The 26,969-nt window shown below is 62.8% G+C and carries 28 protein-coding genes; 14 read left to right on the top strand and 14 right to left on the bottom strand.

Annotation, left to right across the window (positions count from 1 at the left end):
- Positions 1 to 14: 14 nt before the first annotated feature.
- A complete protein-coding gene (locus FHT75_RS06425; RefSeq protein WP_047614411.1) occupies positions 15 to 725 on the bottom strand; it encodes a glutathione S-transferase family protein in 711 nt (236 codons plus the stop codon).
- Positions 726 to 936: 211 nt separating this feature from the next.
- On the opposite strand from FHT75_RS06425, the gene FHT75_RS06420 reads away from it, so the two are divergent.
- On the top strand, positions 937 to 1,374 hold the full coding sequence (locus FHT75_RS06420) for a DoxX family protein (RefSeq protein ID WP_047613788.1): 438 nt from the start codon (positions 937 to 939) through the stop codon (positions 1,372 to 1,374).
- A gap of 81 nt (positions 1,375 to 1,455) precedes the next feature.
- Here the strand turns inward: FHT75_RS06420 and hisG are convergent, their stop codons facing one another.
- The 3 genes from hisG to hisS are packed head-to-tail and all read right to left on the bottom strand — an operon-like array spanning position 1,456 to position 4,838.
- Positions 1,456 to 2,151: an ATP phosphoribosyltransferase gene (gene hisG, locus FHT75_RS06415; RefSeq protein ID WP_047613787.1), complete on the bottom strand. Its 696-nt coding sequence runs from the start codon at positions 2,149 to 2,151 to the stop codon at positions 1,456 to 1,458.
- Entirely contained in the window at positions 2,148 to 3,269 is a 1,122-nt protein-coding gene (locus tag FHT75_RS06410) for an ATP phosphoribosyltransferase regulatory subunit (protein ID WP_047613786.1), read from the bottom strand. The genes hisG and FHT75_RS06410 overlap by 4 nt, the downstream gene beginning before the upstream one ends.
- A 45-nt stretch (positions 3,270 to 3,314) precedes the next feature.
- On the bottom strand, positions 3,315 to 4,838 hold the full coding sequence (gene hisS, locus FHT75_RS06405; RefSeq protein ID WP_183844719.1) for a histidine--tRNA ligase: 1,524 nt from the start codon (positions 4,836 to 4,838) through the stop codon (positions 3,315 to 3,317).
- A 129-nt stretch (positions 4,839 to 4,967) separates the two neighbouring features.
- Between hisS and FHT75_RS06400 the strand changes: the two genes are divergently transcribed.
- The 3 genes from FHT75_RS06400 to FHT75_RS06390 all read left to right on the top strand — a co-directional run bounded on the left by FHT75_RS06400 (position 4,968) and on the right by FHT75_RS06390 (position 6,587).
- Positions 4,968 to 5,729 (top strand): hypothetical protein, encoded by a 762-nt coding sequence (locus FHT75_RS06400; RefSeq protein WP_063476687.1) that lies wholly within the window; start codon positions 4,968 to 4,970, stop codon positions 5,727 to 5,729.
- Positions 5,730 to 5,786: 57 nt separating this feature from the next.
- Positions 5,787 to 6,152 (top strand): hypothetical protein, encoded by a 366-nt coding sequence (locus tag FHT75_RS06395; RefSeq protein WP_183844720.1) that lies wholly within the window; start codon positions 5,787 to 5,789, stop codon positions 6,150 to 6,152.
- Positions 6,153 to 6,227: 75 nt separating this feature from the next.
- Positions 6,228 to 6,587, top strand: coding sequence for a DUF305 domain-containing protein (locus FHT75_RS06390; protein WP_097622970.1), 360 nt, complete (start codon positions 6,228 to 6,230; stop codon positions 6,585 to 6,587).
- A 65-nt stretch (positions 6,588 to 6,652) separates the two neighbouring features.
- Here FHT75_RS06390 and FHT75_RS06385 read toward each other — a convergent pair whose 3' ends face one another.
- Complete coding sequence (locus tag FHT75_RS06385) at positions 6,653 to 7,702, bottom strand: aldo/keto reductase (protein WP_183844721.1); 1,050 nt, start codon at positions 7,700 to 7,702, stop codon at positions 6,653 to 6,655.
- Between the two features lie 236 nt (positions 7,703 to 7,938).
- On the opposite strand from FHT75_RS06385, the gene FHT75_RS06380 reads away from it, so the two are divergent.
- On the top strand, positions 7,939 to 8,643 hold the full coding sequence (locus FHT75_RS06380) for an HAD family hydrolase (protein WP_047613781.1): 705 nt from the start codon (positions 7,939 to 7,941) through the stop codon (positions 8,641 to 8,643).
- Between the two features lie 4 nt (positions 8,644 to 8,647).
- Here FHT75_RS06380 and FHT75_RS06375 read toward each other — a convergent pair whose 3' ends face one another.
- Positions 8,648 to 9,151 (bottom strand): hypothetical protein, encoded by a 504-nt coding sequence (locus FHT75_RS06375; protein WP_047615319.1) that lies wholly within the window; start codon positions 9,149 to 9,151, stop codon positions 8,648 to 8,650.
- Complete coding sequence (locus FHT75_RS06370) at positions 9,148 to 9,777, bottom strand: DNA-3-methyladenine glycosylase I (protein ID WP_047615316.1); 630 nt, start codon at positions 9,775 to 9,777, stop codon at positions 9,148 to 9,150. Before FHT75_RS06370 ends, FHT75_RS06375 begins: the two co-directional genes overlap by 4 nt.
- A gap of 246 nt (positions 9,778 to 10,023) precedes the next feature.
- Between FHT75_RS06370 and FHT75_RS06365 the strand changes: the two genes are divergently transcribed.
- From FHT75_RS06365 to FHT75_RS06355, 3 genes are all read left to right on the top strand, one after another.
- Positions 10,024 to 10,773, top strand: a complete 750-nt coding sequence (locus FHT75_RS06365; RefSeq protein ID WP_047613778.1) for a L,D-transpeptidase — start codon at positions 10,024 to 10,026, stop codon at positions 10,771 to 10,773.
- Between the two features lie 136 nt (positions 10,774 to 10,909).
- Positions 10,910 to 11,602 (top strand): L,D-transpeptidase, encoded by a 693-nt coding sequence (locus FHT75_RS06360; RefSeq protein ID WP_047613777.1) that lies wholly within the window; start codon positions 10,910 to 10,912, stop codon positions 11,600 to 11,602.
- A 123-nt stretch (positions 11,603 to 11,725) separates the two neighbouring features.
- Entirely contained in the window at positions 11,726 to 12,400 is a 675-nt protein-coding gene (locus FHT75_RS06355; RefSeq protein ID WP_047613776.1) for an outer membrane protein, read from the top strand.
- Between the two features lie 142 nt (positions 12,401 to 12,542).
- Here the strand turns inward: FHT75_RS06355 and FHT75_RS06350 are convergent, their stop codons facing one another.
- The 4 genes from FHT75_RS06350 to FHT75_RS06335 form a co-directional block, all read right to left on the bottom strand.
- Positions 12,543 to 12,983 (bottom strand): hypothetical protein, encoded by a 441-nt coding sequence (locus tag FHT75_RS06350; protein WP_127430561.1) that lies wholly within the window; start codon positions 12,981 to 12,983, stop codon positions 12,543 to 12,545.
- Between the two features lie 107 nt (positions 12,984 to 13,090).
- Positions 13,091 to 14,401, bottom strand: coding sequence for a glycolate oxidase subunit GlcF (gene glcF, locus FHT75_RS06345; protein ID WP_127430562.1), 1,311 nt, complete (start codon positions 14,399 to 14,401; stop codon positions 13,091 to 13,093).
- A 53-nt stretch (positions 14,402 to 14,454) separates the two neighbouring features.
- Positions 14,455 to 15,654: an FAD-binding protein gene (locus FHT75_RS06340; RefSeq protein ID WP_183844722.1), complete on the bottom strand. Its 1,200-nt coding sequence runs from the start codon at positions 15,652 to 15,654 to the stop codon at positions 14,455 to 14,457.
- Entirely contained in the window at positions 15,651 to 17,090 is a 1,440-nt protein-coding gene (locus tag FHT75_RS06335; RefSeq protein WP_183844723.1) for an FAD-linked oxidase C-terminal domain-containing protein, read from the bottom strand. Before FHT75_RS06335 ends, FHT75_RS06340 begins: the two co-directional genes overlap by 4 nt.
- 161 nt (positions 17,091 to 17,251) lie before the next feature.
- Here FHT75_RS06335 and FHT75_RS06330 point away from each other — a divergent pair, with 161 nt between their 5' ends.
- On the top strand, positions 17,252 to 18,148 hold the full coding sequence (locus FHT75_RS06330) for a LysR family transcriptional regulator (protein ID WP_097595312.1): 897 nt from the start codon (positions 17,252 to 17,254) through the stop codon (positions 18,146 to 18,148).
- Positions 18,149 to 18,161: 13 nt separating this feature from the next.
- On the opposite strand, the gene FHT75_RS06325 is transcribed toward FHT75_RS06330, so the two are convergent.
- Complete coding sequence (locus FHT75_RS06325) at positions 18,162 to 19,013, bottom strand: LysR family transcriptional regulator (RefSeq protein ID WP_047613770.1); 852 nt, start codon at positions 19,011 to 19,013, stop codon at positions 18,162 to 18,164.
- Positions 19,014 to 19,155: 142 nt separating this feature from the next.
- Between FHT75_RS06325 and FHT75_RS06320 the strand changes: the two genes are divergently transcribed.
- Positions 19,156 to 20,151 carry a zinc-dependent alcohol dehydrogenase family protein gene (locus FHT75_RS06320; RefSeq protein WP_183844724.1) on the top strand — a complete coding sequence of 332 codons (996 nt, stop codon included), beginning with the start codon at positions 19,156 to 19,158 and terminating at the stop codon, positions 20,149 to 20,151.
- Here FHT75_RS06320 and FHT75_RS06315 read toward each other — a convergent pair.
- Together FHT75_RS06315 and FHT75_RS06310 are read right to left on the bottom strand one after the other, a co-directional pair.
- A complete protein-coding gene (locus tag FHT75_RS06315) occupies positions 20,148 to 21,323 on the bottom strand; it encodes an adenosylhomocysteinase (protein ID WP_183844725.1) in 1,176 nt (391 codons plus the stop codon). The genes FHT75_RS06320 and FHT75_RS06315 overlap by 4 nt on opposite strands.
- 98 nt (positions 21,324 to 21,421) lie before the next feature.
- Positions 21,422 to 22,300 carry a LysR substrate-binding domain-containing protein gene (locus tag FHT75_RS06310; RefSeq protein ID WP_097542886.1) on the bottom strand — a complete coding sequence of 293 codons (879 nt, stop codon included), beginning with the start codon at positions 22,298 to 22,300 and terminating at the stop codon, positions 21,422 to 21,424.
- Positions 22,301 to 22,564: 264 nt separating this feature from the next.
- Here FHT75_RS06310 and FHT75_RS06305 point away from each other — a divergent pair, with 264 nt between their 5' ends.
- The 4 genes from FHT75_RS06305 (at position 22,565) to FHT75_RS06290 (ending at position 26,946) form a co-directional block, all read left to right on the top strand.
- A complete protein-coding gene (locus FHT75_RS06305; RefSeq protein WP_047613768.1) occupies positions 22,565 to 23,113 on the top strand; it encodes an NUDIX hydrolase in 549 nt (182 codons plus the stop codon).
- 62 nt (positions 23,114 to 23,175) lie between these two features.
- Positions 23,176 to 24,672: an inorganic phosphate transporter gene (locus tag FHT75_RS06300; RefSeq protein WP_047615309.1), complete on the top strand. Its 1,497-nt coding sequence runs from the start codon at positions 23,176 to 23,178 to the stop codon at positions 24,670 to 24,672.
- Between the two features lie 16 nt (positions 24,673 to 24,688).
- Positions 24,689 to 25,426 (top strand): 16S rRNA (uracil(1498)-N(3))-methyltransferase, encoded by a 738-nt coding sequence (locus FHT75_RS06295; RefSeq protein ID WP_127430571.1) that lies wholly within the window; start codon positions 24,689 to 24,691, stop codon positions 25,424 to 25,426.
- 146 nt (positions 25,427 to 25,572) lie between these two features.
- Entirely contained in the window at positions 25,573 to 26,946 is a 1,374-nt protein-coding gene (locus FHT75_RS06290; protein WP_028757086.1) for a glutamate--cysteine ligase, read from the top strand.
- The last annotated feature ends 23 nt before the right edge of the window (positions 26,947 to 26,969 follow it).

The following is a 26,969-nucleotide window of genomic DNA, read 5'->3' as shown; positions in this document are numbered from 1 at the left end:
GGTCGGCCTCTCCGTTATTCCGGCTTGACGGGTATGTTGAGGCCCTTCGCACTTGCCGGACGGGCGATGCAGCGCTCCAGCCAATCCGAGACTGCGGGGAATTTCGCATATTCCAGAACCTCGCGGCCGCCATAGAAGATATCGGCGCCGCGAACCCAGGTGAAGGTGGTGATGTCGGCGATCGTATAGAGATCGCCCATGATCCACTGGCGGCCCTTCAGCCGGTCTTCGAGCACGCCGAGCAGACGTTTGGACTCGTCGCGATAACGCTCCACCGGGTAGGAATTGTTGGCGACCTTGTCGGCGGCGAATTTGTAGAAATGCCCGAACTGGCCGAACATCGGACCGATGCCCGCCATCTGGAAAAACACCCATTGGATGGTTTCGTAGCGGCCCGCGGCGTCGGCAGGGATGAGCTTGCCGGTCTTTTCCGCGAGATAAAGCAGGATGGCGCCGGATTCGAAAAGGCCGATCGGCTTCCCGTCCGGGCCATTCGGATCGATGATCGCCGGGATGCGGCCGTTCGGGTTGAGAGATTCGAATTCCGGCGACTTCTGCTCGTTGGCGGCGAAGGAAACATAATGCGGCTCGTAGGCGAGACCGAGTTCTTCGAGGGCGACGGAAACCTTCACCCCGTTCGGCGTCTGCAGCGAATAGAGCTGGATGATGTCGGGATTTTTCGCCGGCCAGCGCGTCGTGATCGGAAATGCGGAAAGATCTGCCATCGGAATCTCCATGTTGGGCGCCGACCATAAAAGACCGGGCTCGGTAAAGGCAAGCAGCGGCGACCAGGAGATCGTTCCATATTGTTGAACGATCTGTCCGCTTCCGTTTATCTTTCCACAACGAAGGAAAAGAGCGACATAGAAGCATCCGAGGTCCAACCGGTGCCGGGGCACCAAGATCTCCAGAGCCAATCAAACGGAGACAACGTCCATGTCAAACAACGTCATCATCCTGATCGCCCGTATCCTTCTTTCCTTCATGTTCATCTTCGCCGGCTTCGGCAAGCTGACCGATCCGGCATCGACCGCCGGCATGATCGCCGGCGCCGGCCTGCCGGCTTCCACCGCGCTCACCTATCTCGCCGGCCTGTTCGAGCTTGCAACCGGCCTTGCCGTGCTCGTCGGCTTCCAGGTCCGCATCGTCGGCTGGCTGCTTGCCGTCTTCTGCGTCTTTACCGGCTTCGTCTTCCACTTCTCGCCGATCAACGTTCCTGATTTCCCGGCCGCCGCTAACGCGTGGCTGAGCGGCCTGAACTTCGTCAACTTCATGAAGAACATCACGCTCGCCGGCGCCTATATCATGCTCGCCACCAATGGCGCAGGCGCCTACTCGCTCGACGCCCGCCGCGGCGCCTACGCAACGGCCTGACACCAGCAGACATCCTCCCAGAAACAGAAAACCCGCCGTCATCCGACGGCGGGTTTTTCTTGTGCCGTTATGTAGCCGAGATCAGAGGGCAGCGCGCACCGCATCGATGATCGCCTGCACCGCCGGTTCGTCGGCATGGCTCTCCTTGCGGGCGCGCACGAGGCAGGCCTGCGAATGCAGGATGACGCCGTCCTGGAGCACCTTCAGGTGGTTGGCGCGCAATGTCGAGCCGGTGGAGGTGATATCGACGATGATGTCAGCCGAGCCTGCGGCGGGAGCGCCCTCGGTGGCCCCCAGGCTTTCGACGATGCGATAAAGCTGGATGCCGTGCTGGCTCGAAAAGAACTGCTGGGTCAGCCGCCAGTATTTGGTGGCGATAGCAAGCCGCCTGGAGTGGCGGGCGCGGAAATCGGCGGCGACATCGACGAGATCGGCCATGGTGTCGACATCCAGCCAGATCTCCGGCACGGCGACGACGACATCGGCATGGCCGAAACCGAGCCGGGCGCAGAATTCGACGCGCTTGTCGATCTCGGCAAAACCCTCCCGCATCAGATCCTCGCCGGTGACGCCGAAATCGACGCTGCCGTTGCCGATTTCGCGAGAGATTTCGGAAGCCGACAGGAAGGCGACTTCCACATCGTCCCAGCCTTCGACGCGGCCGCGATAGGAGCGGTCGTTACCAACAGCCGAGATCGGCATGCCGGCACGCTCGAAGATCGCCGAAGCGTCGTCCTTCATCCGGCCCTTGGAAGGAAGCGCAATGGTGATGGTCATGCGGCTGCCCTTTCGGTTTCGATACGGTCGAGCCAGAAGGAGAAGCCGACGGCAGGAATGCGGTCCGTGGCGCCGAGGAAGGTCAGCAGCCGATCGAAGCGACCGCCGCCGGCGAGCACCGCGCTCGAGCCTTCCACCGTCACCTCGAAGACGAGGCCGGTGTAATAATCGAGCGGCCGTCCGAAGGCGGCGCGGTAGTCGAGGCAGGAAAGATCGACGCCGGCATTGGCAAGGGCTGCGACCCGGCCATTGAAGCGGGCGAGCGCGTTGCCGAGTTTCAGGCCGGCAGCATCGGCGAAACCGGCAAGGGCCGCGGACGCGTTGATGAGCGGCACGTCGAGCGACAGGAACTCTTCCAGCACCTGGAAGGCCGCATCGTCGAGGCGGGTTTCGGAGAGGATCAGCTTTTCCTTGAGGCGCCGGGCGATCTCCAGGGGCGAGCGGCTGGCATTCGTCGAATAGCCGGTCTTCTGCATCTCCCGCTCGAGATGGACGACCAGCGCCTGCTCGTCGCCGGATGCGACCAGCCTGGCAATATCGTCGTCCAGGCCGGTGACGAATTGCGGGCTGACGAGGCTGGCCAGCAGCGCTTCCAGCTGCGTCATGTTGCCGAAGGCATGGATCAGGCGCTTCTGCCAGCCGAGCGGCAGGCCGAGCGCCTGGACGACGGCCTCGAACACTGCCTGGTCGCCCAATGTCACCGACAGTCGCCGGCCCGGCAGCAGGCGAGCGAGGATGCCGGTGGCATCGCCGATGGCGCGGGCGTCGGCGTTTGACAGGTCGATATCGCCGAGATCCTCGATGCCGGCCTGGTAGAATTCATTGGCGCCGTCACGGCGCTGGCGGAAAACCTCGCCGAGATAGGCATAACGCTTCGGCGTACCGGTCGCCGTCTCGATGTGGCGCAGACAGACGGGAATGGTGAATTCGGGACGCAGGCAAAGGCTGGCGCCGGTTTCACTCTCCGTCATGAAGATGCGGCGGCGCAGGTCCTCACCGGCGATGTCCAGGAAAGGTTCGGCCGGCTGAATGACAGGCGTATCGATGCGCTCGGCGTTGCGCGCGGTAAATTCGGCCAGCAGGTCGTTGGAGAATTCGGGGAGGTTGATCAGGGGCATGCCGAGCTCCAAATAGTAGGCGAAGGGCGTGCCTGAAGGTACGCCTCAGACATTCGATGCTGCCCTCTTCCGATCCTCAGCCTGCGCAGCAAGGATTTCCTTCACCTTGGCCACAAGGTCGGCTTCCGGCACCGTCTCCTGCGCCACGCGTGCTTCGCGCCAGCTGGCATTGTCTTCGATCTCGCCGGAAAGCCGCTTGCCTTCGATCAGATCCTTGATCTGCACGACGCCTTCGGCGCGCTCGTCGCCGCCCTGGATGATGGCGACAGGGCAGCCGCGGCGATCGGCGTATTTCAGCTGGTTGCCGAATTTCTTCCAGTTGCCCTGGAACATCTCGGCGCGGATGCCGGCGGCGCGCAGTTGCTGCGTCATTTTCTGATAACGGCCCATCGCCTCGACATCGCCGTCCATGACGGTGACCAGCACCGGCTCGATCACCTCGCTGGCGCCGAGCTTGCCGAGGTTCTTCAGCGCCGTCATCAGGCGAGAGACGCCGATCGAAAAGCCCGTCGCCGGAACCGGCTGGCCCATGAAACGAGAGACGAGACCGTCATAACGGCCGCCGCCGCCGACCGAACCGAAGACGACCTTCTCGCCCTTTTCATTGGTGACGTCGAAGCTGAGTTCGGCCTCATAGACCGGGCCGGTATAATATTCGAGACCGCGCACGACCGAGGGATCGATCTTGATCCGGTCGGCTTGATAGCCGGCGCTGGTGACGAGCGCTGCGATGAAATTCAGCTCCTCGACGCCTTCGCCACCCCTCGAGGTTCCCGCAACGAGCTCGGCGAGGCGTTGAGCGCTTTCGGCATAATCCTTGATGCCGACGAAAAACAGCACCTTGTCGATCTTCTCCTGGTCAAGCCCGGCGCCCTTGGTGAAATCGCCGGATTCATCCTTGCGGCCGGGGCCGAGCAGCAATGCCACGCCTTCCGGGCCGAACTTGTCGAGCTTGTCGATGGCGCGCAGCACGTTGAGCCGCTGGCCGGCCTTGTCGTCGCCGCCGAGGCCGATCGCCTCGAGCACGCCATCCAGAACCTTGCGGTTGTTGACGCGGATGACATAGTCGCCGCGCTTGATGCCGAGGGCCTCAAGCGTGTCGGCCATCATCATGCACATTTCGGCATCGGCCTGAACACCCGGCGCGCCGACCGTATCGGCATCGAACTGCATGAACTGGCGGAAGCGGCCGGGGCCCGGCTTCTCGTTGCGGAAGACGTAACCGGCGCGATAGGTGCGGTAGGGAAGCTGGATCTCGTTGAAATTCTCGGCGACATGACGGGCGAGCGGCGCCGTCAGGTCGTAACGCAGCGACATCCATTGCTCGTCGTCATCCTGCAGGGAGAAGACACCCTCGTTCGGCCGGTCGCTGTCGGGCAGGAATTTGCCGAGCGCATCGGTATATTCGAACAGCGGCGTTTCGAGCGGATCGAAACCATAATGCTCATAGACTTCCCGGATCTTTGCCGTCATCTCGTTGACGGCGCGGATGTCGGCGGCCGTGCGGTCGACGAAGCCGCGCGGCAGGCGGGCCTTGAGCTTTTGCGGTTTCTTCTGCTTGTCGTTCATTTCCGGGAATTCCGCTGACTGTGACAGTGGCGGTTTCCTAACCGATCGGGCGGGGAGCGGCAAGGGCGAAGGGTCTTGATGCCGCAGGGAGAATCGATTGAACCGGAGGCATTCATCAGAAATGCGGATATGCTCATGATCGCTGAAGCGCTTCTCTATGCCGCGACCTTGCCGCTGACCGGCAAGCCGCATCGAAAGTTCATCCGCTATTCCGTCAATCTGTGGTCGCGGGCCGGGCGCTGTGCGGCGGATTGGGCCGAACATGAGGAGAAGAGCCGGACTGCGATCCGCGCGGCTGCGGCCGGTCTCAGGCAGAAGCGGACCGCCGTCGTGCTCGGTTCCGGTCTGTTGCGGGACGTGCCGATCGAGGAACTGGCGCGCGATTTCGATACCGTCGTGCTGGTCGATCTCGTTCATCTCGCCTCGGTGCGGCTGTGGCTGTCGGCCAAGGGCTACCGCAATGTCCGGCTGATCGAGCGCGACCTCTCCGGCTATGACGACCTTGCCGCCGGCCGGCAGCCCGAACCGCTCGGCTTCCTCAGGAGCGTGCCCTATCTCGATCTGGTGGTTTCGGCCAACCTCTTGTCGCAGATCGGTCGCGGCGTGAAACGGCGCTCGGACGCCGAGACCGGGCGAATGCCCGAAGACACGGTGGAAAGGCTGATCGCGGCGCATCTGACCGGGCTTTCGGGCCTCTCCTGCCGCAGTTGCCTGGTGACCGACATCGCCTATGCCGTCATCGACCGCAACGGCAGGACGCATGAGGAGGCAGACCTGCTGCATGGCGTATTGCCGCCGCCGGCAAAAGCTACCTGGACATGGCCGGTGGCGCCGCTCGGCGAAGAGAGCAAGGATTACCGGATCGAGCACAAGGTCATTGCCAGCTGGTGATCAGGATGTGATCGCCGATCGGCTTGGCTTGCATCAGTCATTCGCCTATAAAACAGCATGCGCATGCTCGCCCTCATCGCGATGTTTCTCGGCTGGCTGGTCTACAGCGCCATGTCCGCATGGGCAGGCTGTCCGACCTGCGCATCGATGAATGCACCGGTTGCCGTCAAAACCGGCATGCATCACGAAATGCACGGCATGGCTATGTCCGAGGCGGCGGGCAAGACTGAGCCCTCGAAAGGCCCCTGCGCCGGCGGCAATTCCGCGCATATGCCGCTTTGCGCCGCCTGCCTGCTGTTGCCACCGGCGGTGATGGTCACTGATGGCGGAAAGCCGACCTTCAGCTATCCCGCCCCGGCGCCTGCCCACGCCCTCGACGACGAAAAGCCGACACCGCAGTCGCCCCCTCCGCGATTGTCCTGACACCATAGCAATCCATGCCAATCGGGTGGCTCAGCCGCCCGGCAAACCTATTGTCAGACAGAGGAAGGAACTCTCATGTCTTTGAAAATCATCGCCCTCACCGCCATGCTCGCCATCATTGCCGCTCCCGTCCTTGCCGAAGACAAACCGATGGATATGAGCAAGCCGATGGGCAATCACGATGCGGCAAGCCACGCCTTCAGCGAGGCCAATGCCAAGATGCACAAGGATATGATGATCGAATATAGCGGCGATGCCGATGCGGATTTCGTCCGCGGCATGATCCCGCACCATCAGGGCGCGATCGATATGGCCAGGATCGAGCTTCAATATGGAAAAAATCCCGATATCCGCAAGCTCGCCGAAGCCGTCATCAAGGCGCAGGAAGCCGAGATCGCTCAGATGACCGCCTGGCTCAAGGCCCACGGCAAATAGTCGATCGTGGATGAAAAGGGGAACGCCGGGATGTCAGGCGTTCCCCAAGACTTATGTTGGCGAGGTCAGTCCTTCGGCTCGAAATCGGCCGGGCGGCGGCCGGCGCCCTGTCGTGCCAGCATCCAGCCGGGATATTCCGGAGCAAGCGCGCTCACCTCGTCGAGCTTCTTCATATCGTCTTCATCGAGCTTCAGCTTGACGGCGGCGAGGTTCTGGTCGAGCTGGTCGACCCGCTTGGCGCCGATGATGACTGTGGTGACGAAGGGCTTGGCGAGGATATAGGCGAGCGCCACGGTGGCGACGCTGACGCCGTGCTTTTCGGCGACTTCGCGCATCACGGCGACGCAGGCCCAGGCCTTGTCCTTGTCGACCGGCGGGAAATCGAAACTGGCGCGGCGGCCCTCGCCGTTGCCGGGCGCGCCGGGACCATACTTGCCGGAGAGCAGTCCGCCGGCGAGCGGCGACCAGACCATCAGGCCGAGCTTCTCCTCCTGCATCATCGGCACGATGTCGCGTTCGAGGTCACGGCCGGCGATGGAATAATAGGCCTGCACGGTTTCGAAACGGGCAAAGCCGCGGCGTTCGGACAGGCCGAGCGCCTTGGAGATGCGCCAGGCCTGCCAGTTGGAGACGCCGATGTAGCGCACCAGGCCGCGGGAGACGAGATCGTCGAAGGCGCGCAGCGTCTCGTCGATCGGCGTCACCGTATCGGTCGCGTGGATCTGATAGAGGTCGATGTGATCGGTCTGCAGGCGCTCGAGGCTCGCCTCGACGGAATCCATGATGTGGCCGCGCGAGGCGCCGCGGTCGTTCGGCTTGTCGCCCATCACACCATAGACCTTGGTGGCGATGACGACGTCCTTGCGGGGGACGTCGAGGTTCTTCAGCGCCTGGCCGAGCAGCCTTTCGGACTCGCCGGCCGAATAGACATCGGCCGTGTCGATGAAATTGACGCCTGAAGCAAGCGAGCGTTCGACGATCCGGTCGGCGGCATTCTGGTCGACATCGGCGATGGCGCCCCACATGCTGCCTTGCTTGGCTTCACCGAAGGTCATGGTGCCCAAGCAGATTTCCGAGACGAAAAGTCCCGTATTTCCGAGCTGGTTGTAACGCATGGTGGAAAAATTCCTTTGTGTCTGCCGCAAGAGGGCTTGCGAACCGCTGAACTTCATTTTTTGATTATTGGCCTGCGCGCGACAGGCACAGCCGTGGCTGGCTGCAGGGTGAGGCAAAGTGCATTTAGTGCGGCAGCGGCGCTTTTCAACGCTGCGCCCAACCGTGCCGAAGATGACGCCCTTGTCTCGACACAGGCAGCCGATAGATTGCCGGCCATATTTTAAGAGGTGCGCATATGACGACGCGACCACTGACGACGATCGGCTTCGATGCCGACGATACACTCTGGCAAAACGAACAATATTACCGACTGACGGAAGCGCATTTCACCAGGCTTCTTGCCGATTTCGCCGAAGGACCGAAGATTTCCGAGCGGCTGCTGGAGGCCGAGAAACGCAATCTTCGCCATTATGGCTTCGGCATCAAGGGTTTCACGCTGTCGATGATCGAGACGGCGATCGAGATCACCGAGGGCAAGGTTCCCTCGGGCGTGATCGCCAAGATCCTCGATATCGGCCGCGAGCTCCTCTCCCATCCGGTCGAGACCATGCCGCATGTGCGCGATACGCTGGAGGGGCTTGCCGGCAAGTACCTGCTTGTCATGATCACCAAGGGCGATCTCTTCGATCAGGAACGCAAGCTTGCCCAATCCGGGCTCGGCGATTTCTTCGATGCCGTCGAGATCGTCTCCGACAAGACCGCCGTCACCTATCGGCGCATCTTCGCCAAGGTCGGCGACGGGCCGGAGCGGGCGATGATGGTCGGCAATTCGCTGAAATCGGACATCGTGCCGGCAATCGCCGCCGGCAGCTATGGCGTCTTCGTGCCGCACGAACTCACCTGGGTGCTGGAACATGTCGATGAACCGAAAGAAGCGCCGCGTTTCCGCAAGATCGGCCATCTCGGGGAATTGCGCGAACTGATCGACCGGCTCGGCTAGAGCCTCATTGCTTGGCAGGCGCCTTCGGAAACAGCGACGGGCGTTCGGGCTCGGCCGGCGGTTGCGGCGGTTGTGGGGCGGCCGCCAAGGGCTCGATCAGGATGCTGAACGGAGCGCCGAGGCCGCGGCGCGGCGAGACCTTGGAATAATAGGGACGCAGCAGCCAGGTGGCGTCTTCCTTGACCGTCGTCTCGAAGCTCATGCCATCCTCGTCGGTGCCGAAGAAGGCCTCGTCATCCGGCTTCGACAGGTCGAAGATCGCCAGGAAGGCAAATTTGCTCTTGGTGGAAAAACTGACCTTCACGTGCTGGCCGGTGCGCACCGGCAGCGTGTAGACATGGCTATTGCCGAACTTCGTCCAGCCCTTCAGCTGCATGGTGACGGCCGGGAATTGCAGCTTCTCCAGCTTCTCGCCGGGATCGAGCTGCGGTGTCTGCGCCATGGCGGAGACCGGCAGGAAAAACAGGGCAGCGGCTGTTATCAATATTCTCACGGACAGATCTTTCATGGACGGACCAGGGCGCTGCGCATCGCCTCGACCTCGGGCCGGCAGAAGCAGCCTTCCAGATGATCGTTGACGAGACCCATCGCCTGCATGAAAGCATAAACTGTGGTCGGGCCGACAAAGGTCCAGCCGCGTTTCTTCAGATCCTTCGAAATGATCACCGATGTCGGCGTCGTCGGATTGGCGACGATATGCTCGCGGTCGACCACAACAGGCCGCTCGTTATGGCCCGGCTCATAGCGCCAGAAATAACGGGCGAGCGAGCCGAACTCGTCCCTGAGGGCGATCGCGCGCTTGGCATTGTTGATGGTCGAGACGATCTTGCCGCGATGGCGGATGATGCCGGCATCGCCAAGGCAGCGAGCGACATCCTCGTCGCCGAAGAGAGCGACCTTGTCGAAATCGAAGCCTGAAAAGGCGGCGCGGAAATTCTCGCGCTTGCGCAGGATCGTCAGCCAGGAAAGGCCGGACTGGAAGCCTTCGAGGCAGATCTTCTCGAAGAGGCGGATGTCGTCGGTGACGGGGCGGCCCCACTCCTCGTCATGATAGCGGAGGTAGTCGGGCAGATTGGCGTGCCAGTGGCAGCGGCTCCTGCCGTCCTCGCCGATGATGATGCCTGTCGCGCTCATGATCCTTCATTCTGCGGGGGTCCGCTTCGTTCTCCGCTGATGATTCCGGCTTTACCATTTGCAAACCGTCTTTCCAAACCGAACGGTAACCCTGACGAAAAGTTTATCCGGTCGGTCGGCTTTTCATGAATCGATCTTTACCATTCGCTGGCGGATAGAGTGGCAGCGTCTTTGCGGGCGGAACATGTCCGCCCGGGCGGAGAAGTCCCGCCAGCCATTTTCGGTCATTTGTAGAGAGTTCGTCCGATGATGAAACAGCTTGTTCTTGCCGCAGCCCTCTTCGGCATCGTCTCCACGGCCGCCCTTGCAGACGACCGCTACGCCACCCGCCCGCCGGTCGTGCTCAGCCCGGATCTGACGGCGCCCTGGATCAACCAGCTCGGCGGCGGCGCGGTTCGTCCCGTCGTCTATCAGCGGCCGGTCATCCGGCAGCCGCAGCGCGGAATCTTCCAGCGCCGCGCGCTGCGCCAGGCGCCGCAGGCCGCACCGCAGACCGTTTCGGCGATCAATCCCGGCATCCCGTCGATCCGCCGTCCGATCGAGCCGCAATTCCTGCCGCAGATGGTCGATTACGATACCACGGAAAAGCCCGGCACGATCGTCATCGATACCAACAACCGCTTCCTCTATCTGGTGATGGAAGGCGGCAAGGCAAGGCGCTACGGCGTCGGCGTCGGCAAGCCCGGCTTCGAATGGGCCGGCGCCCACAAGATCACCCGCAAAACGGAATGGCCGGACTGGACGCCGCCTTCCGAAATGATCAGCCGCGAAGCCGCCAAGGGCCATTACCTGCCGGCGCGCATGGACGGCGGCCCGGAAAACCCGCTCGGCGCCCGCGCCATGTATCTCGGCTCGACGCTTTACCGCATCCACGGCACCAACGCGCCCTGGTCGATCGGCAGTGCCGTCTCCTCGGGCTGCATCCGCCTGCGCAACGAAGACGTCGTCGATCTCTATGACCGCGTCAACGTCGGAACCCGCGTCATCGTCATGTAACGACCGGGCAAATACCTGGGGAGCCGTAGAGAATAGCCGGCTCCCTTCTCCAAAAGAGCTTTATCCGGCCACGCCGATCTTGAATCGGGGAGAAGTTCATGTAGCTTCGAGCGAATTTGCTTGAGGGGAATCGATCATGATCAAATTGATGCCGGGTCTGGCTGCCGCCGGACTTGTCCTGTCCTTGATGTCCACATCCGCCTTTGCTGCACCCGCCGGCTCCGCGCCGGACAATACACGAGCCCCGGCGCAGATCGTGCGCGTGGCGCAGATGCCGAAATACGTGAAGCCGCAGTTCAAGCGCAAGAAAGTGCGCCTGGTGACGACGGAAGCGGCCGGCACCGTCATCATCGATACAAACAACAAATATCTCTATCTCGTCGAAGGCAACAACCGCGCCACCCGCTACGGTATCGGCGTCGGCCGCGACGGCTTCGGCTGGTCGGGGATCGTCAAGATCGGCCGCAAGGCCGAATGGCCGAGTTGGACGCCGCCGGCCGAGATGCGCCGCCGCGAAGCCGCCAAGGGCCACATCATCCCTGCTTTCCAGGAAGGCGGCGAGGACAATCCGCTCGGCGCCCGCGCCATGTATCTCTACCAGGGCGGCCGCGACACGATCTTCCGCATCCACGGCACCAACCAGCCCTGGACGATCGGCCTCAACATGTCTTCCGGCTGCATCCGGATGATGAACGAGGATGTGACGCACCTCTACGACCGCGCGCCTGTCGGCACCAAGGTGATCGTCATCGGCCCCGGCAACCGGCAGGGCAAGGTGGCTTTCGAGGACCGAGGCATCGACGTGCTGCGCACGATGTTTGGCGGCTGAGCAACACTGACGAAAAAAACGAAAGGCGCATTTCGACGCGCCTTTTGTTTTGCTTAGACTTTGCGGCCGAAAGCTGGCACACCTGCCTAAGAGTCGACATATTTGCAATATCGGGGCTATTCAATGACATATGCGCTGCGTTCCTCCGCTTCGCTACTTGCGGGCATCGCGTTTTTGACAATCTGTTCAGCAGTTTCCGCCTCGGCGGAAGATCTGCAATTCTCTGTCTATGGCGGTTATCAGACCGCACCGCACAGCGGCGTCGATCTCTCCGACGGCACGCATTTCACCGCCGGCTGGGAAGGCAAGTCCTTCGGCAGCCCGCCTTATTACGGCGGCCGCGTCACCTGGTGGCTCGAGAACTTCAACAAGCCGAACTGGGGTATTTCGCTCGATTATACCCATGACAAGGTCTATGCCGACGACGATACGCTGGCCAAGACCGGCTGGTCGCACTTCGAATTCACCGACGGCCTGAACTTGCTCACGGTGAACGGCCTCTACCGCTTCCAGGATCCGACCCGCCGCTGGACGCCCTATCTCGGCGCCGGTATCGGCGTGAACATTCCGCATGTCGAAGTGATTCGCCCCGAGGGCAAGACCTGGGCATATGAATTCGGCGGCGTGACGCTGCAGGCCCAGGCCGGCGTCGACTTCAAGGTGACCGAGCGCTGGTCGACCTTCGTCGAATACAAGGGCACCTATTCGCGCATCGACGTGCCGATCGACAACGGCGTGGACCTGAAGACCAACATCTTCACGAATGCCGTCAACGTCGGCGTTTCATTCCACTGGTAAGAACAAATTTCGGCTGCGACGTGAGAGCGGTTCAGCGCATAAAAGCGCAAAACCGCTCTAACCTTTTATCGTTACGCAATTCCCAGGCAAAACCGCCTTGCGCGTTGCCTGGGAAAACCGCTTCGTACTTCCTGAAATTGCTCTATTTCGTGCCGCAGCTGACCTTGCCCTGGACGGCATAGGGCTTTTCACCGCCTGCGATCGTCAGGGAATAGGTGCCGCTGAAATTTGCCGACGGCTTGCCGCGTTCGCCGGCAACCACGACGAGATCCAGCGTTGCTCCGCCGGTGGCGTCATCACCACCGTCGAGAACCTCCAGGAGCAGTTCGCCGTCACGCGACCAGTGATTGGTCAGATGCTGCGATTCGAAAACACGTTTTCCGAATACCGTCGATTGCGCCTGGTCCTTGACCACAAGTGCACCGCGGAAATGGTTGAGCTTGTGGCCGGCATCGCTTTCGAAACCGCTTTCGAGCGTGAAACGCGCTTCCTTGTCGTCGGCGGAACAGAACAAACGACTATCAGCATGGGCGGCGCCTGCCGCTCCGAGCAGTCCCGCAAGCACGATCATTCCCCGCCACATCGCCCAACCTCCCGAGACCGGCCCGACGGGCCTGCTGCATATGCAGCAATTTAAAGTGCTACAGCGTCCTTTGCGCATCTGAAAAGACGCGCGGCGCTGTAGTAGCTTCAGCCTAGCGGCAAACCTGTTAATTTTTCCGGCACAGCGCCGCCATAAGCCCAATCGAGCAGTTCGACCGTATGCAGGATCGGCATGCCGGTGCCGGTGGCGATCTGGGTGATGCAGCCGATATTGCCGGTGGCAATGATATCGGCCTTGGTGGCCTCGATGTTTTTGACCTTGCGTGCCTTCAGCGCAGCCGAGATCTCCGGTTGCATGATGTTATAGGTGCCGGCAGAGCCGCAGCAGAGATGACCTTCCGCCGGATCGCGCACCGTAAAGCCGGCCGCTTTCAGCAATTGCTTCGGCGCGAGCGTGATGCGCTGGCCGTGCTGCATGGAACAGGCGGAATGATAGGCGACCGTGATGCCCTTCGGCATGTGTGCCGGCAGCTCGAGAGTGGCGAGATATTCGGTGATATCCTTGGCGAGCGCCGAGACCCTGACCGCCTTTGCGGCATAGGCGGGATCGAGGCGCAGCATGTGGCCGTAATCCTTGATCGTCGTGCCACAGCCAGAGGCGGTGATGATGATCGCGTCGAGGCCCTGCCCGTCGATCTCGCGTGTCCAGACATCGACATTGGCGCGCGCGCTCGCAAGCGCCTGTTCGGCGCGGCCCATGTGATGGACCAGCGAGCCGCAGCAGACCTCGCCCTCCGGCAGTACGACCTCGACGCCGAGCCGCGTCAGCAGCCGGATCGCCGCCGCGTTGATGCCGGGATCGAGCACCGGCTGGGCGCAGCCGGAAAGGATCGCCACCCGGCCGCGCCGTTCCGCCTCGGGCAAGTAGCTGCCGGGTTTTGCGAAGGCTGAAGCTGCAGGCACGCGGCGCGGCGCAAGCGCCAGCATGGCGGCGAAAGGTTTCAGTGCGCCACTCCGCATCAGGCCGGCGAAGGGCCGGCCGAGACGGGCGAGATTGAGCGCCAGGCGGAAACGGCCGGGATAGGGCAGCACGGCGGCAAGGATGGCGCGCGTCAGCCGGTTCATCAACGGGCGCTTATAGGTCTTTTCGATATGGGCGCGGGCGTGATCGACCAGGTGCATGTAATCGACGCCGGAGGGGCAGGTGGTGACGCAGGCAAGGCAGGAGAGACAGCGGTCGATATGGGTGACGACCTCGGCATCGGCGGGGCGGCCGTTTTCCAGCATGTCCTTGATCAGGTAGATGCGGCCGCGCGGGCTGTCGAGCTCGTTGCCGAGCGTCACATAGGTGGGACAGGTGGCGGTACAGAAACCGCAATGGACACATTTGCGCAGAATCTGCTCCGATTCGGCGACAGCGGGATCGAGCAGCTGGCTCGGGGTGAAGTTGGTTTGCATTTAGAGGGACCTCCGCTTTTGGAGGATATCGGGGGTTGTGCTCATCTTCTCCCTCACCCCATCTTCCCCGGATTGAATATGCCGGCCGGATCGAATTTCTCCTTCACCCGCCGTGACAGCATCGCCACCGCCTCAGGCTCGGGGTGGAAGGCCGCGGTGACTGCCCTCGCCTCGGCCGATGCGCGGATCAGCGTCGCATGGCCACCACCGAGCGCCTTGATGAAGCGGCGGACCAGCTCGGCTTCAGGACCGGCCTCCATGCGCATCCAGACAAGACCGCCCTGCCAGTCATAGAAAGCGTCGACGCCGGCCTCGAGGCGCAGCGCGGCGACCAGCTGATGGCCGGTGCCGGGGGCGACCGAGACGCGCCAGACCGGCCGCGCGGTGCCGTCGGCATAGGGCAGCACGTCGCGGATTTCCTGCCAGAGCCTGCGGCTGTCGGGCTGCTCCAGCCTGGTGACCGTGGCGAAGGCCGACATTGCCGCGACAAGCTTTTCAATGCGCACGTCGACCGAACCGGCCAGGCCCTCAATGCGCAGAACCGTCGCCTCGCCCTCGGGCAATGTGCCGGCGAGGAATTTCCAGGTCACCGTCAACGGCAGATGGGCGGCACCCGAGACTTCGACCGGCAGCGCCATCGCCGCCGCCATGGCGTTGGCCGCCTCGGCATCGTTGAGGCCTGATAGAACCACCGTCTGTTCCGTCTTCGGGCGCGGCGGCACGCGGAAAGTGACTTCGGTGAGGAAAGCCAGCGTGCCATGCGAGCCGGCCACCAGCTTGACGAGATCGAGGCCGGTGACATTCTTCATCACCCGGCCGCCGGCCTTGATGATCTCGCCCTTGCCATTGACGAAGCGCACACCGAGCAGGCTGTCGCGGGCGGCACCCGTGATGAGCCGGCGCGGGCCGGAGACATTGGCGGCAAACACGCCGCCGATGGTCGGCTCGCCGGACGTCCCCATCACAGGGCGATGATCCATCGGCTCGAAGGCGAGCATCTGGCCGCTCTCAGACAGCGCCGCCTCGACCTCGGCGAGCGGCGTGCCCGCTCGAACGGTCATGACCATTTCGCCGGGATTATAGGCGACGATGCCGGAAAGCCCGGTCGAGCGCAGCCGGCCTTCGGCGACAACGGCATTGCCGAAGCCCGAGCGGCTATCGCCGCCGCAAATCGCGAGCGGCTGGCCGCTTTCCGCGTGGGCGCGGACGATTGCCGCCGCCTCTTCCTCACTCGTCGGCATCAGATCGATCATGCGGCGGGGCGCCCTTCGAGCGGAAAGACCTTCGACGGGTTGAGGAGCCAGCCGGGATCGAAGGCGGCGCGCGCCGCCATCTGCTGGGCGAGATCGGCCTCGGAATATTGGTGGCGCATCAGGTCGCGCTTCTCGATGCCGACGCCATGTTCGCCGGTCAGGCAGCCGCCGGCATCGACGCAGAGCTTCAGGATGTCGTTGCCGGCGGCTTCCGCGCGAGCGGCATCCTCGGGATCGTTGGCGTTGAAGAGGATCAGCGGGTGCATATTGCCGTCGCCGGCGTGGAAGACATTGGCGACACGCAGGCCATAGTGATCGACGATTTCGGCGGTCCGCTTCAGCACATGGGAAAGCTGGCTGAGCGGCACCGTGCCGTCCATGCAGATGTAGTCGGCGATGCGGCCGGTGGCGCCGAAGGCGGATTTGCGGCCCTTCCAGATCAATGCCGCCTCGGTCGCCGACTGGCATTCGCGCACGGTCTTCACCGCGTGCCGGCGGGCGATCTCGACGATGTCCTTCAGCGTGGCGTCCATCTCCGCTTCCGACCCTTCGACCTCGACGATCAAAAGCGCGCCGACATCGAGGGGATAACCGGCATGGGCGAAGGCCTCGCAGATCTCGATTGCCGGCTTGTCCATGAATTCGATCGCAACCGGGACGATGCCGGCGGCGATGACATCGGCAACGCAGGCGCCGGCGGCCTCCGAGCTTTCGAAACCGAAGAGCACCGGGCGGGCGCCTTCCGGCTTGGCGATCAGCCGCACCGTCGCCTCGGTGACGATGCCGAGCTGGCCTTCGTGGCCGCAGACGAGGCCGAGCAGATCATACCCCGCCGCATCTAGCGCCTTGCCGCCGAGTTCGATCACCGTGCCGTCGACCAGCACCATCCTGACGCCGAGCAGGTTGTTGGTGGTGACGCCATATTTCAGGCAGTGGGCGCCGCCGGAATTCATGCCGATATTGCCGCCGATGGTGCAGGCAAGCTGCGAACTTGGATCGGGCGCATAGAAAAAGCCGTCCGCGGAGACGGATTCGGAGATGTTGAGATTGGTGACGCCGGCCTGAACCACGGCGACGCGGTTCGGCAGATCGATTTCGAGGATGCTGTTCATCTTCGACAGGCCGAGCACAACCGCATCCTCCTGCGGAATGGCGCCGCCGGAAAGCGAGGTGCCGGCGCCGCGCGGCACGACCGGAATGCCGTAGCGGTGGCAATAGCGCATGACGGCCGAAACCTCCGCTGTCGTGCGCGGCAGGGCGACGGCGAGCGGCAGACGGCGGTAGGAGACGAAGGCGTCGGTCTCGAACGGCACCAGCTCGCGCGCCTCATGCACCAGGCATTCCGGCGGCAGAAGATCGGTCAGATCGGCGACGATCTGGGGTCTGCGCGCCAGGACATCGGCGCGGGGGCTGAGAAACGAAATGGCGTCGGACATGGCGTTCTCCCTGGCCCTGACGACGGGGAAATGACAGCGGGAAGAGGGTAGCGGAACCGGCCGCGAACCTCCCTGCCGCCGATAGACCGGCTTAGCACTTTCCCGAAAGCGGCGCAAATGCTAAGCACTTATGCCAAAAGGGGAAAAAGTCGCAAAACCTTATGACCAATCTGGGTGATCTCGAAATCTTTGCCAAGGTCGTTTCGACAGGCAGCATGTCTCTCGCCGGGCGCGCGCTCGGCTTTTCCCCGGCCGTCGTCTCCAAGCGGATCAAGCGGCTGGAGGACCGGCTCGGCACCCGGCTTTTGCAACGCACGACGCGGCAGATCTCGCTGACGGAAGCCGGACAGGGTTTCTACGACCGCGTCCTCGGCATTCTCGCCGGGCTTGAGGAAGCGGAATTCTATATCTCCGGCCGCTCGGCACAGATGCACGGCACGCTGAAGATCTCGGCGCCGACCTCCTTCGGGCGCATGCATATCGCGCCACATCTGAAGGGTTTCATGGAGGCGCATCCGGAGCTTGCGATCAACCTGGTGCTGACGGACGAATTCAGCGACATCGTCGGCGGCGGCTTCGATCTGGCGATCCGCATCGCCGAACTCACCGATTCGAGCCTCGTCGCCCGAAGGCTGGCGCCGGTGCGCCGGCTGCTCTGCGCCTCGCCGGATTACCTGGCGGCGCATGGCGCACCTCAGCATATCGACGAGCTGAAACACCACCGCTGCCTGCCGGCGCACAATAACGACACCTGGCGGCTGAACGGACCGGACGGAGCGCTGAGTCTCAGGCCGGAAGGCATGCTGATCACCAATTCCAGCGAGGTGATCCGCGAGGCTGTCATCGCCGGTCTCGGAATCGCCCTGCGCTCCACCTGGGATATCGGCGAAGAGCTCAAGGCTGGCCGGCTGGTGCAGGTGCTGCCGGCCTATGAAGGCTCGCACAATGTCGCGCTGTCGGCCGTCTATCCCAGCCGGCAGTTCCTGCCGGCCAAGGTGCGGCTGTTCATCGATTATCTGGCAGAGCTTTATGGCCCCGTCCCCTATTGGGAGCGCTGATGGCAGTGCCGGTTCAGCGCGCCAGCCTCTCGATGACGAGGTCCAGCAGGGCGCGCAGCCGCGCCAGCCGCTTCATGTCGCGGTGATAGCCGACCCAGGTGTCGCGGCCGGGTGGCGGTTCACCGAGATCGACCAGTTCGACGACCGCAAGGGAATCGCCGAGCGGCCGCGGCAGAACGGCGAGCCCGGCACCGTTGGCACAGAGCGCTGCCTGCACGTCGCGGCTGTTGCTGCGCATGACGGTATCGGCCCGCGGCAACAGGCGCTGCAGCCAGCCGACATCCGGCATGTCGCTGAAAGCCTCGTCCATGGTGATGAGGCGGGCGCCCGTGCCATCGCCAGCTTCGGGGTGCGGTGCGCCGCGTCTGATGTAAAGGCCGTATTCGATATGGATGAGCTTGCGCGATATGACCTCCGCCTCCGTGAAAGGCCGGATGCGGAAGACGAGGTCGGCTTCGCGTCGCGACAGGTTGAGAAGCCGGCTGTCGGTCAGCAATTCGATCTCTACCTTTGGATGGACTTGCGAGAATTCCGCCAGTACCGGCGAAAGCACATGCGCGCCGAACCAATCGGATGAGGACAGCCTGAGAAAGCCATCGAGCTGACGACTGCCACCGGCAAGGACGCGCTCCATGGCGAGCGCCTCCTCTTCGATGCGTTCAGCGCCGGCGAACACGGCGGTGCCCTCGTCGGTCAGCACGAAGCCATCCGTCGTGCGCTGAAAAAGCGTCTGGCCGAGCGAGGCTTCAAGAGCACGCAGCCGCCTGCCCATCGTCGGCTGCGTCAGCCCGAGGCTGCGGGCTGCTGCCCCCAGCGTGCCGAACCGCGCGATCGCCAGAAACAGCTTGAGGTCGCTCCATTCCATCGCCCGCATCCGTCAAACAAAAATGCATGGATTTCAGTCATTATCTTTCATTTTCATTCGCGCTTCAATGCACCATCTTCTCCCAGCACAAGCCATTGCCGACGCCCCAGCAGACGCCGCGCTGCGAACGAAGGAGAGTTCCATGCCTGTCCAATCAACGATGAAAGCACTGCTGGCGGAGACGCCGAATTCGCCGCTGCGGATCGCCGATATCGCAAAATCGTCCCCCGGCGAGGGCCAGGTTCTGGTGCGCATCAAGGCAAGTGGCGTCAACCCGCTCGACCTCAAGATCCGGGCCGGTAATGCGGTCCATGCCCGCCATCCGCTTCCCGCCATACTCGGCATCGATATGGCCGGCATCGTCGAAGAGATCGGAACTGGCGTCAGTGGTTTCCGCCGCGGCGACGCGGTCTACGGCATGACCGGCGGGGTCGGCGGCATTCAGGGATCGCTTGCCGAATTTGCAGCCATCGACGCCGCGCTGCTGGCGCCAAAGCCACAGAATCTGTCGATGCGCGAGGCAGCCGCCCTGCCGTTGATCTCGATCACCGCCTGGGAAGGGCTTGTCGACCGCGCCGGGGTCAAGGCCGGCCAGAAGGTTCTCGTACTCGGCGGCGGCGGTGTCGGCCATATCGTCGCGCAGATCGCCAAGGCTGCCGGAACCGAGGTCTATGTGGTCGACGGCGCTTCGAAAGCGGATTATTTCGCCGGCCTTGGCGCAACACCGATCGATCGTGACGTGGAAACGGTGGAAACCTATGTCGCAAGACACACCGGCGGCAAGGGTTTCGATCTGGTCTACGATACGGTCGGCGGCCAGGGGCTCGATACGGCATTCCGTGCCGTCAGTCGGTTCGGCCATGTCGTGAGCTGTCTTGGCTGGGGAAGCCACGCGCTGGCGCCACTCTCCTTCAAGGCCGCCACCTATTCCGGCGTCTTCACGCTGCTGCCGCTTCTGACCGGCGAGGGACGCGCCCATCACGGTCAGATCATGCAGGAGATGACGAAGCTCGTCGAAGCCGGCAAGGTGATGCCCAAGCTCGACAGGCGCCGCTTCACCCTTGCCGGTGCCGATGAGGCGCATCGGCTGATCGAAAGCCGGCAGGCGGATGGAAAGCTCGTCGTCGAGATCGACTAACCTCGACGAGAAACTTGGCGCGCCAGATCGAGATAGGCGTTCGCCACCATCGCATCGATATCGCGGGGTACGGGAACGACGCAGGATTGGGAACCGGCCTCGCCCCTGGCGATGCGTTCCAGGCAACGGGCCTGGAGGGTGAAGCCGAGATCCATCGATTCGACCGTATTGCCGAGCGGCCGCGGACCGGCGAGATTGGCCATGTGACCGCCGCCGAGCACATGGAAGCAGCGGCCGTCGGCGAGATGGAAGGTCTCGATATGATCGGCCTCGTAGCGATCGATGCCGGTGACATCGGGATGGCGGCGAAGGGCCTCGACATCGATCTCATGCGGGAAATGGCCGCCATTCATCAGGATCGCGCCGTCCTTGACGAGCGGCAGGTCGGCTGCCGTCACGATCCCGGCAAAACCGGTGACGGTGATGATGATGTCGGCCGAACGGATCGCCTGGTCGCGCAGCGGCGTGACGAAACCGTCGAGATGGGCTTCGAGCGTCGTCACCGGATCGATGTCGACGACGCTGACGGTTGAAAAGGCATTGCGGAAACAGGCGGCCGTGCCCTTGCCGCAGGCGCCGTAGCCGAAGACGGTCACGCGTTTGCCGTTGGTGGAGCGGTTGGTGAAGCGCAGGTAGCTTTCGAACAGGCTCTGGCCGACGGCATGCCTGTTTTCAGCGAACTGCTTGATCGGGCTGTCGTTGATGACGAGGATCGGCATCTCCAGCCGCTCGCGCAGCTGCAGCAGACGGGTGCGCCCCGAAGTGGTCTCCTCGGTGCCGCCCAGGAGATTGGCATAGGGCTTTTCCGCCGCGATGGCGAAGAGATCGCCGCCATTGTCGAGCAGCAGATCCGGCTTCTCGGCGATGACCGCTTCGAGGCTCTGATGATGGGCGGCGGGATCGGTCGTCTGCGTGGCAAAGACGGTGATGCCTTGTGAACGCAGGAACTCGACCGTCGACGGCTGGGTACTGTTGAGATTGCCGGTGCAGACGAGACGCGCGCCACCGGCGCGCAGCGTCATCAACAGCGCCACCGTCTTCGGCTCGAGATGGATGCCGGTACCGATCGACAGACCCTCGAAAGGACGCGTCCGCTCGAATTCGGCGGCCGTCGCCGTGAGCAGCCGGCAGCTGCCGCCGATCCAATCGATACGGGTTGCGGTCTTTTCCATCATCTCTTTCCTATTTGCGCCTTGGTGCTGTTTTTAGCGGAGCAAGAGGGCTGCGAATATGGAAGTAATTCTGGCGAAGGGGCAGAAAATCTGCCCTTTCAGGCCGACGTCCCGCAACGAAGCAGCCAGCCGGACAAAGCCACAAAGGCCGGCCGTTTCGCATCCGGCGTGCGGCAGCAGAGGCTGTAGCCCGACGGGCGGGAGATGAAGCCGTAGGGCGCGACCAGATGCCGGCGTTCGAGATCGTCTTCGATCGAAGCACGCGGCGCAAGCGCGATGCCAAGCCCGGAGCGGGCAGCCCCCAGCGCCAGCAGCAGATCCTCGAATTCCTGGACGCGGGAAAAGACGACCGGCGGCGTGCCGCTTTCGGCGAACCATTCGTCCCAGAGCTTCGGAACGCTGCGGCTGGCGAGCATCGTCAGTGCACCCATCGCTGCAGGGTCCTTGGATAGTGTCGCGGCGAGCGAAGGTGTGGAGACCGGGCCGAACTCGTCCTCCATGAATCGCAGAGCGGTGATCCCCGGGGCCGGCCGGTATTCACCGCCCATGATCACAGCGTCCAACTCCGGGTGCATCTGCAGCGGTTCGACCACGGTCATCGGCACGATCTCGACCGCCGTATCGCCGAGACTTGCCTGCATATCCGCGACGCGCGGCATCAGCCACCAGACCGCGAAGGCGGAGGGCACGCCGAGCCGAATGCGATTCTGCTCGGCGTCTTCGAGCTCCAAAACGGCGCGCTGCAGAATGTCGAAAGCCACGCCCGCTGCGGCGGCGAAAGCGCTCGCCTGCACCGTCGGAACCAGCCGGCGGCCGTCACGCGTGAAGAGCTTGCGGCCGAGGTGATTCTCCAACGTGGCAATCTGCTGACGCACGGCGCCACGCACCACATTCAGCTCTTCGGCAGCTTTCAGAATGCTGCCGTGACGGCAGACGGCCTCGAAGGCGCGGACGGCGTTGAGAGGGGGTAGACGCATGATTACCACATTCGAAAATCATAGTGCATCACTTGATCTTGCCATTGAACGAAAGGCAAGATCACGCCATATTGTACAGCTGTGCAATGTGACGCATTCGAGACAGGGCGTGACGGATTCTCCCAACCTGTCCTACCTCGATTTTCCCTATGAACGACGATCAAATGGCGTTTCGAATCGTCATGCCATTTTGGATTGCGTAAGCTTTCCGTGATATACGTATATGAGTGATTCCTAACGACGACTGTGAAGGTGACCCGACAATTGACTCTTTTCGCCCGACTGGCTTCCGATGTGCAACTGATGTTCCGGCGCCCGCCGCGACAGCAATATGGTGCGCTCTGCTACCGGGTTAAGAAGAAGAGCGGCGAGGTCGAGGTGCTGTTGATGACGAGTCGCGACACCGGCCGCTGGGTCATTCCCAAGGGTTGGCCGATGACGCGCAAATGCGCCCATGAGGTCGCGATGCAGGAGGCCTTCGAGGAAGCCGGCGTGCGCGGCGTGGTCGAGCCGGAGACGCTTGGCGCCTATACCTATCCCAAAGTGCTGCGCGATGGGGTGCAGGTGGTCTGCAAGGTGCAGGTCTATGCGCTCGAAGTCACCAATATGATGAAGAACTTCAAGGAAAAAGGCGAGCGCCGCATCGAATGGGTGTCGTTCGACGAGGCGGCCGGGCGGGTGCGCGAACCGGAGCTCCGTCACCTCTTCCTTGCTTTCAAGAAAAAGATGACCGACAGGCTTTCGGCCAACGCGGCGACGCAAATTTCAACGGACAACGAAATTCCGGCGGCCAAGCAAATTCCGGCGGAATGATTCCTGCCATCTTGCACTGCTAGAAAAGCAGCGTAGAAGCAGATTCATTCTCAGGAACAAGAATGCCGCCACGTCCCGCAGTCCTCACGAAACGCACGCTCGACAAGGACCTCGACAAGATCACCCATGCCGAGGACGTGGCGAAGCATGTTTTGCGGCGGCTGGTGGCGCCCGGTCTCGGACTGATCTTTCTCGGTCTGGCCATGCTTTTTGCCGGCGTCTACGTGTTCGACCGGCCGGGAGCGATGCTGGTGGTGGCGGCGGCGGCGCTTGCCGGCTACATGGCGATGAACATCGGCGCCAATGATGTGACCAACAATGTCGGTGCCGCGGTCGGCGCGCGCGCCATGACGATGGGCCAGGCCCTGGTCATCGCGGCGATTTTTGAAATCCTTGGCGCCACCATCGCCGGCGGCGAGGTCGTCAAGACAATTTCCTCGAACTTAGTCGACGCCGTCCAGGTGCCGCCGGCAATACTCGGCTGGATCATGATGGCGGCGCTGATGGCGGCGGCCCTCTGGATCAATCTCGCGACGTGGATGAATGCGCCGGTTTCCACCACCCATGCGATCGTCGGGGCAGTGATCGGAGCCGGCATCTCAGCCGTCGGGCCGGAACCGGTGAACTGGCAGGTGATGCTGGAAATCACTTCGAGCTGGATCACCTCGCCGCTGATCGGCGGGCTAATCGCAGCCGGGCTGCTATATCTCGTCAAGACGCTGATCATCTATAGCGACGACAAGGTCGCGGCGGCCAAGCGCTGGGTGCCGGTGCTGGTCGCGGTGATGGCCGGCGGTTTCATGGCCTATATGGTGCTGCAGCTGTCGCCCACCGGCAAATATCAATCTTACACCATCATCCTCATCGGGATCGGCATCGGGCTGGTGAGCTGGCTTGCCGCCCGGCCGCTCGTTCTCGCCCAGGCGCGGGATCTCGAAAACCGCAACAGCTCGCTGCGGGTGCTGTTCCGGTTGCCGCTGATCGGCTCTGCGGCGCTGCTGTCCTTCGCGCACGGGGCCAACGACGTTTCGAATGCGGTCGGGCCACTGTCGGCGATCGTCCATTCGGTCGGCGTCGGCGGCGACGCCATCGGCCATCCGCCGCTCTGGGTGATGCTGATCGGCGCCTTCGGCATCTCGGTCGGCCTGCTGCTCTTCGGGCCGCGCCTCATCCGCCTTGTCGGCGAGGAGATCACCAAGCTCAATCCGATGCGGGCCTATTGCGTCGCGCTGTCGACCGCCTTCACCGTCATCGTCGCCTCCTGGCTCGGTCTGCCGGTCAGCACCACGCATATCGCCGTCGGCTCGGTCTTCGGCGTCGGATTCTTCCGCGAATGGTACACGCGTCATTCGAAGCGCCGCATCGCCTATATCAGGCGCAAGGCCGAGAGCTTTGATATCGACGAGCCGGAGGAGCCGAACATTCACGAGACGCGGCGGCGCTATCTCGTGCGACGGTCGCATTTCATGACGATCGTCGCTGCCTGGATCGTCACCGTGCCGGTTTCGGGGGCGCTTGCGGCAATGATTTATTGGGCTATGTTCGCGCTCTTCGTGTGAAACCCCGAGTTTTCGAATGCGCGCCAATTTCCGTATGCAACGGCTTTTCGTCGACGCGCCGCTTTCCCGCGGCGCCGTCCTCGAGGCAAATACCGACCAGTTCAACTATCTCGCCAATGTGCTGAGGATGGAAGAAGGGGCGGAGATCCTGCTCTTCAACGGCCGCGACGGCGAGTGGAAGGCGACCCTCACTTTTCCTACGCGCAAACGCATCCTCTTGACGGCAACCGAAGAGACCCGGCCGCAGCCGCAGCCTTGCGACCTGCATTATCTCTTTGCGCCGCTCAAGGTCGGCCGCATGGATTATCTCGTGCAGAAGGCTGTGGAAATGGGAGCCGGCCTGCTGCAGCCGGTCATGACCCAGCACGTCCAGGGCAAGATCACCAATCTCGACAAGCTGCGCGCCAATGTCGTCGAGGCGGCGGAACAATGCGGCATTCTCGGCATCCCCGATGTGACCGAGCCGGTGAGGCTTCTCGACCTGCTCGACCGCTGGCCGAGCGAGCGTCGCATCATCTATTGCGACGAGGGCGACGCCGGGCAGAACCCGCTGCCGGTGCTGTCGGCGATCCGGGAAAAGCATCTTGCTCTGCTCGTCGGGCCGGAAGGCGGCTTTTCGGAAGAGGAACGGGCGCGGCTTCGAAGCCTCGATTTCGTCACCGCCATTCCGCTCGGACCGCGCATCCTCAGGGCCGATACGGCGGCCGTTGCGGCGCTGGCGGTGGTCCAGGCGGCGATCGGCGACTGGAATTAGGGCGAAAACGGGTTGACATAGAAATCGCTGCTATTTTTTTGATGCGTCGTTGAAACAATTTCACTTGCAACATGGGTGGCTTGGGTCCTAATCAGCCTTCCAACTGCCCGGCCCCCTGGGCGCCTTTTTGAATACAGGTATCCCGCATGGCCCGCGACACTACCGACCAGACACCGCTCTCTTCGGTCCAGGATCTGACCGATTACATTGCCGCCGGCAACAAGCCGCGGGAGCGCTTCCGGATCGGCACCGAACACGAGAAGTTCGCCTTCTTCCGCGCCGACAACAGTCCGGTTCCCTATTTCGGCGATGCCAGCATTTCGGCCCTTTTGACCGGCTTGCAGAAGAAAAGCGGCTGGGAGCCGATCACCGACGGCGGCAACATCATCGGCCTTGCCGAGCAGAACGGCATGGGCGCGATCTCGATCGAGCCCGGCGGCCAGTTCGAACTCTCCGGCGCACCGCTGGAGACGATCCACGAGACCTGCAAGGAATCGAACCAGCATCTGGCGACACTGCGCGAAATCGCCGAGCCGATGGGCATCCGCTTCCTCGGCATCGGCGGCAGTCCGAAATGGACCTATGCGGAAACCCCGCAAATGCCGAAATCACGCTACGAGATCATGACCCGCTATATGCCGAAGGTCGGCACCCAGGGTCTCGACATGATGTACCGCACCTGCACGATCCAGGTGAATCTCGATTTCTCCTCGGAAGCCGACATGCGCAAGAAGATGCGCGTCTCGATGAAGCTGCAGTCGCTGGCGACCGCCCTCTTCGCATCTTCGCCCTTCACCGAAGGCAAGCCGAACGGGCTGCTTTCCTGGCGCGGCGATATCTGGCGCGATGTCGATAACCAACGCGCCGGCCTGCTCGACTTCACCTTCCGCGACGATTTCGGCTTCCGCGATTATGCCGAATGGGCGCTCGACGCGCCGATGTATTTCATCGTCCGCGACGGCCACTATCACGACTGTACCCATGTCACCTTCCGCCAGTTCATGAACGGCGCGTTGAAGGGCGAGGTCGCCGATCCGGCGCCGACGATGGGGGACTGGACGAACCATCTTTCGACACTCTTCCCCGACGTGCGGCTGAAGCGTTTCCTGGAAATGCGCGGCGCCGACGGCGGCCCCTGGCGGCGCATCTGTGCGCTGCCGGCCTTCTGGGTCGGCCTGCTCTACGACGATACGGCCCTCGAGGCCGCCGACGAACTGACGAAGGATTGGAGCTTTGCCGAGATCAGCGCCCTGCGCAATGCCGTTCCCGCCGAAGGCTTGAAGGCGCAATTCCGCGGCCATCCGCTCTTCGACATGGCGCGCGAGGTGATCGGCATTTCAAAGGCCGGCCTCAAGGCGCGCGGCAAGCTCAACGGCGAAGGCCAGGACGAGACCATCTTCCTTGCGCCGCTCGACGAAGTGCTCGCCAAGAAAGCAACGCTCGCCGAGGATCTGCTGTCGCTCTATCACGGCCGCTGGAACGGTTCCGTGGAACCCGTCTTCGAGGACTATCAGTACTAAGGCGAGACTGATTCAAGGAATTC

Source organism: Rhizobium sp. BK112 (genome assembly GCF_014193215.1).
Classification (GTDB): Bacteria; Pseudomonadota; Alphaproteobacteria; order Rhizobiales; family Rhizobiaceae; genus Rhizobium; species Rhizobium anhuiense.
Note: the sequence above shows the minus strand (reverse complement) of the source record. Positions and strands in the feature narration are given on the sequence as shown.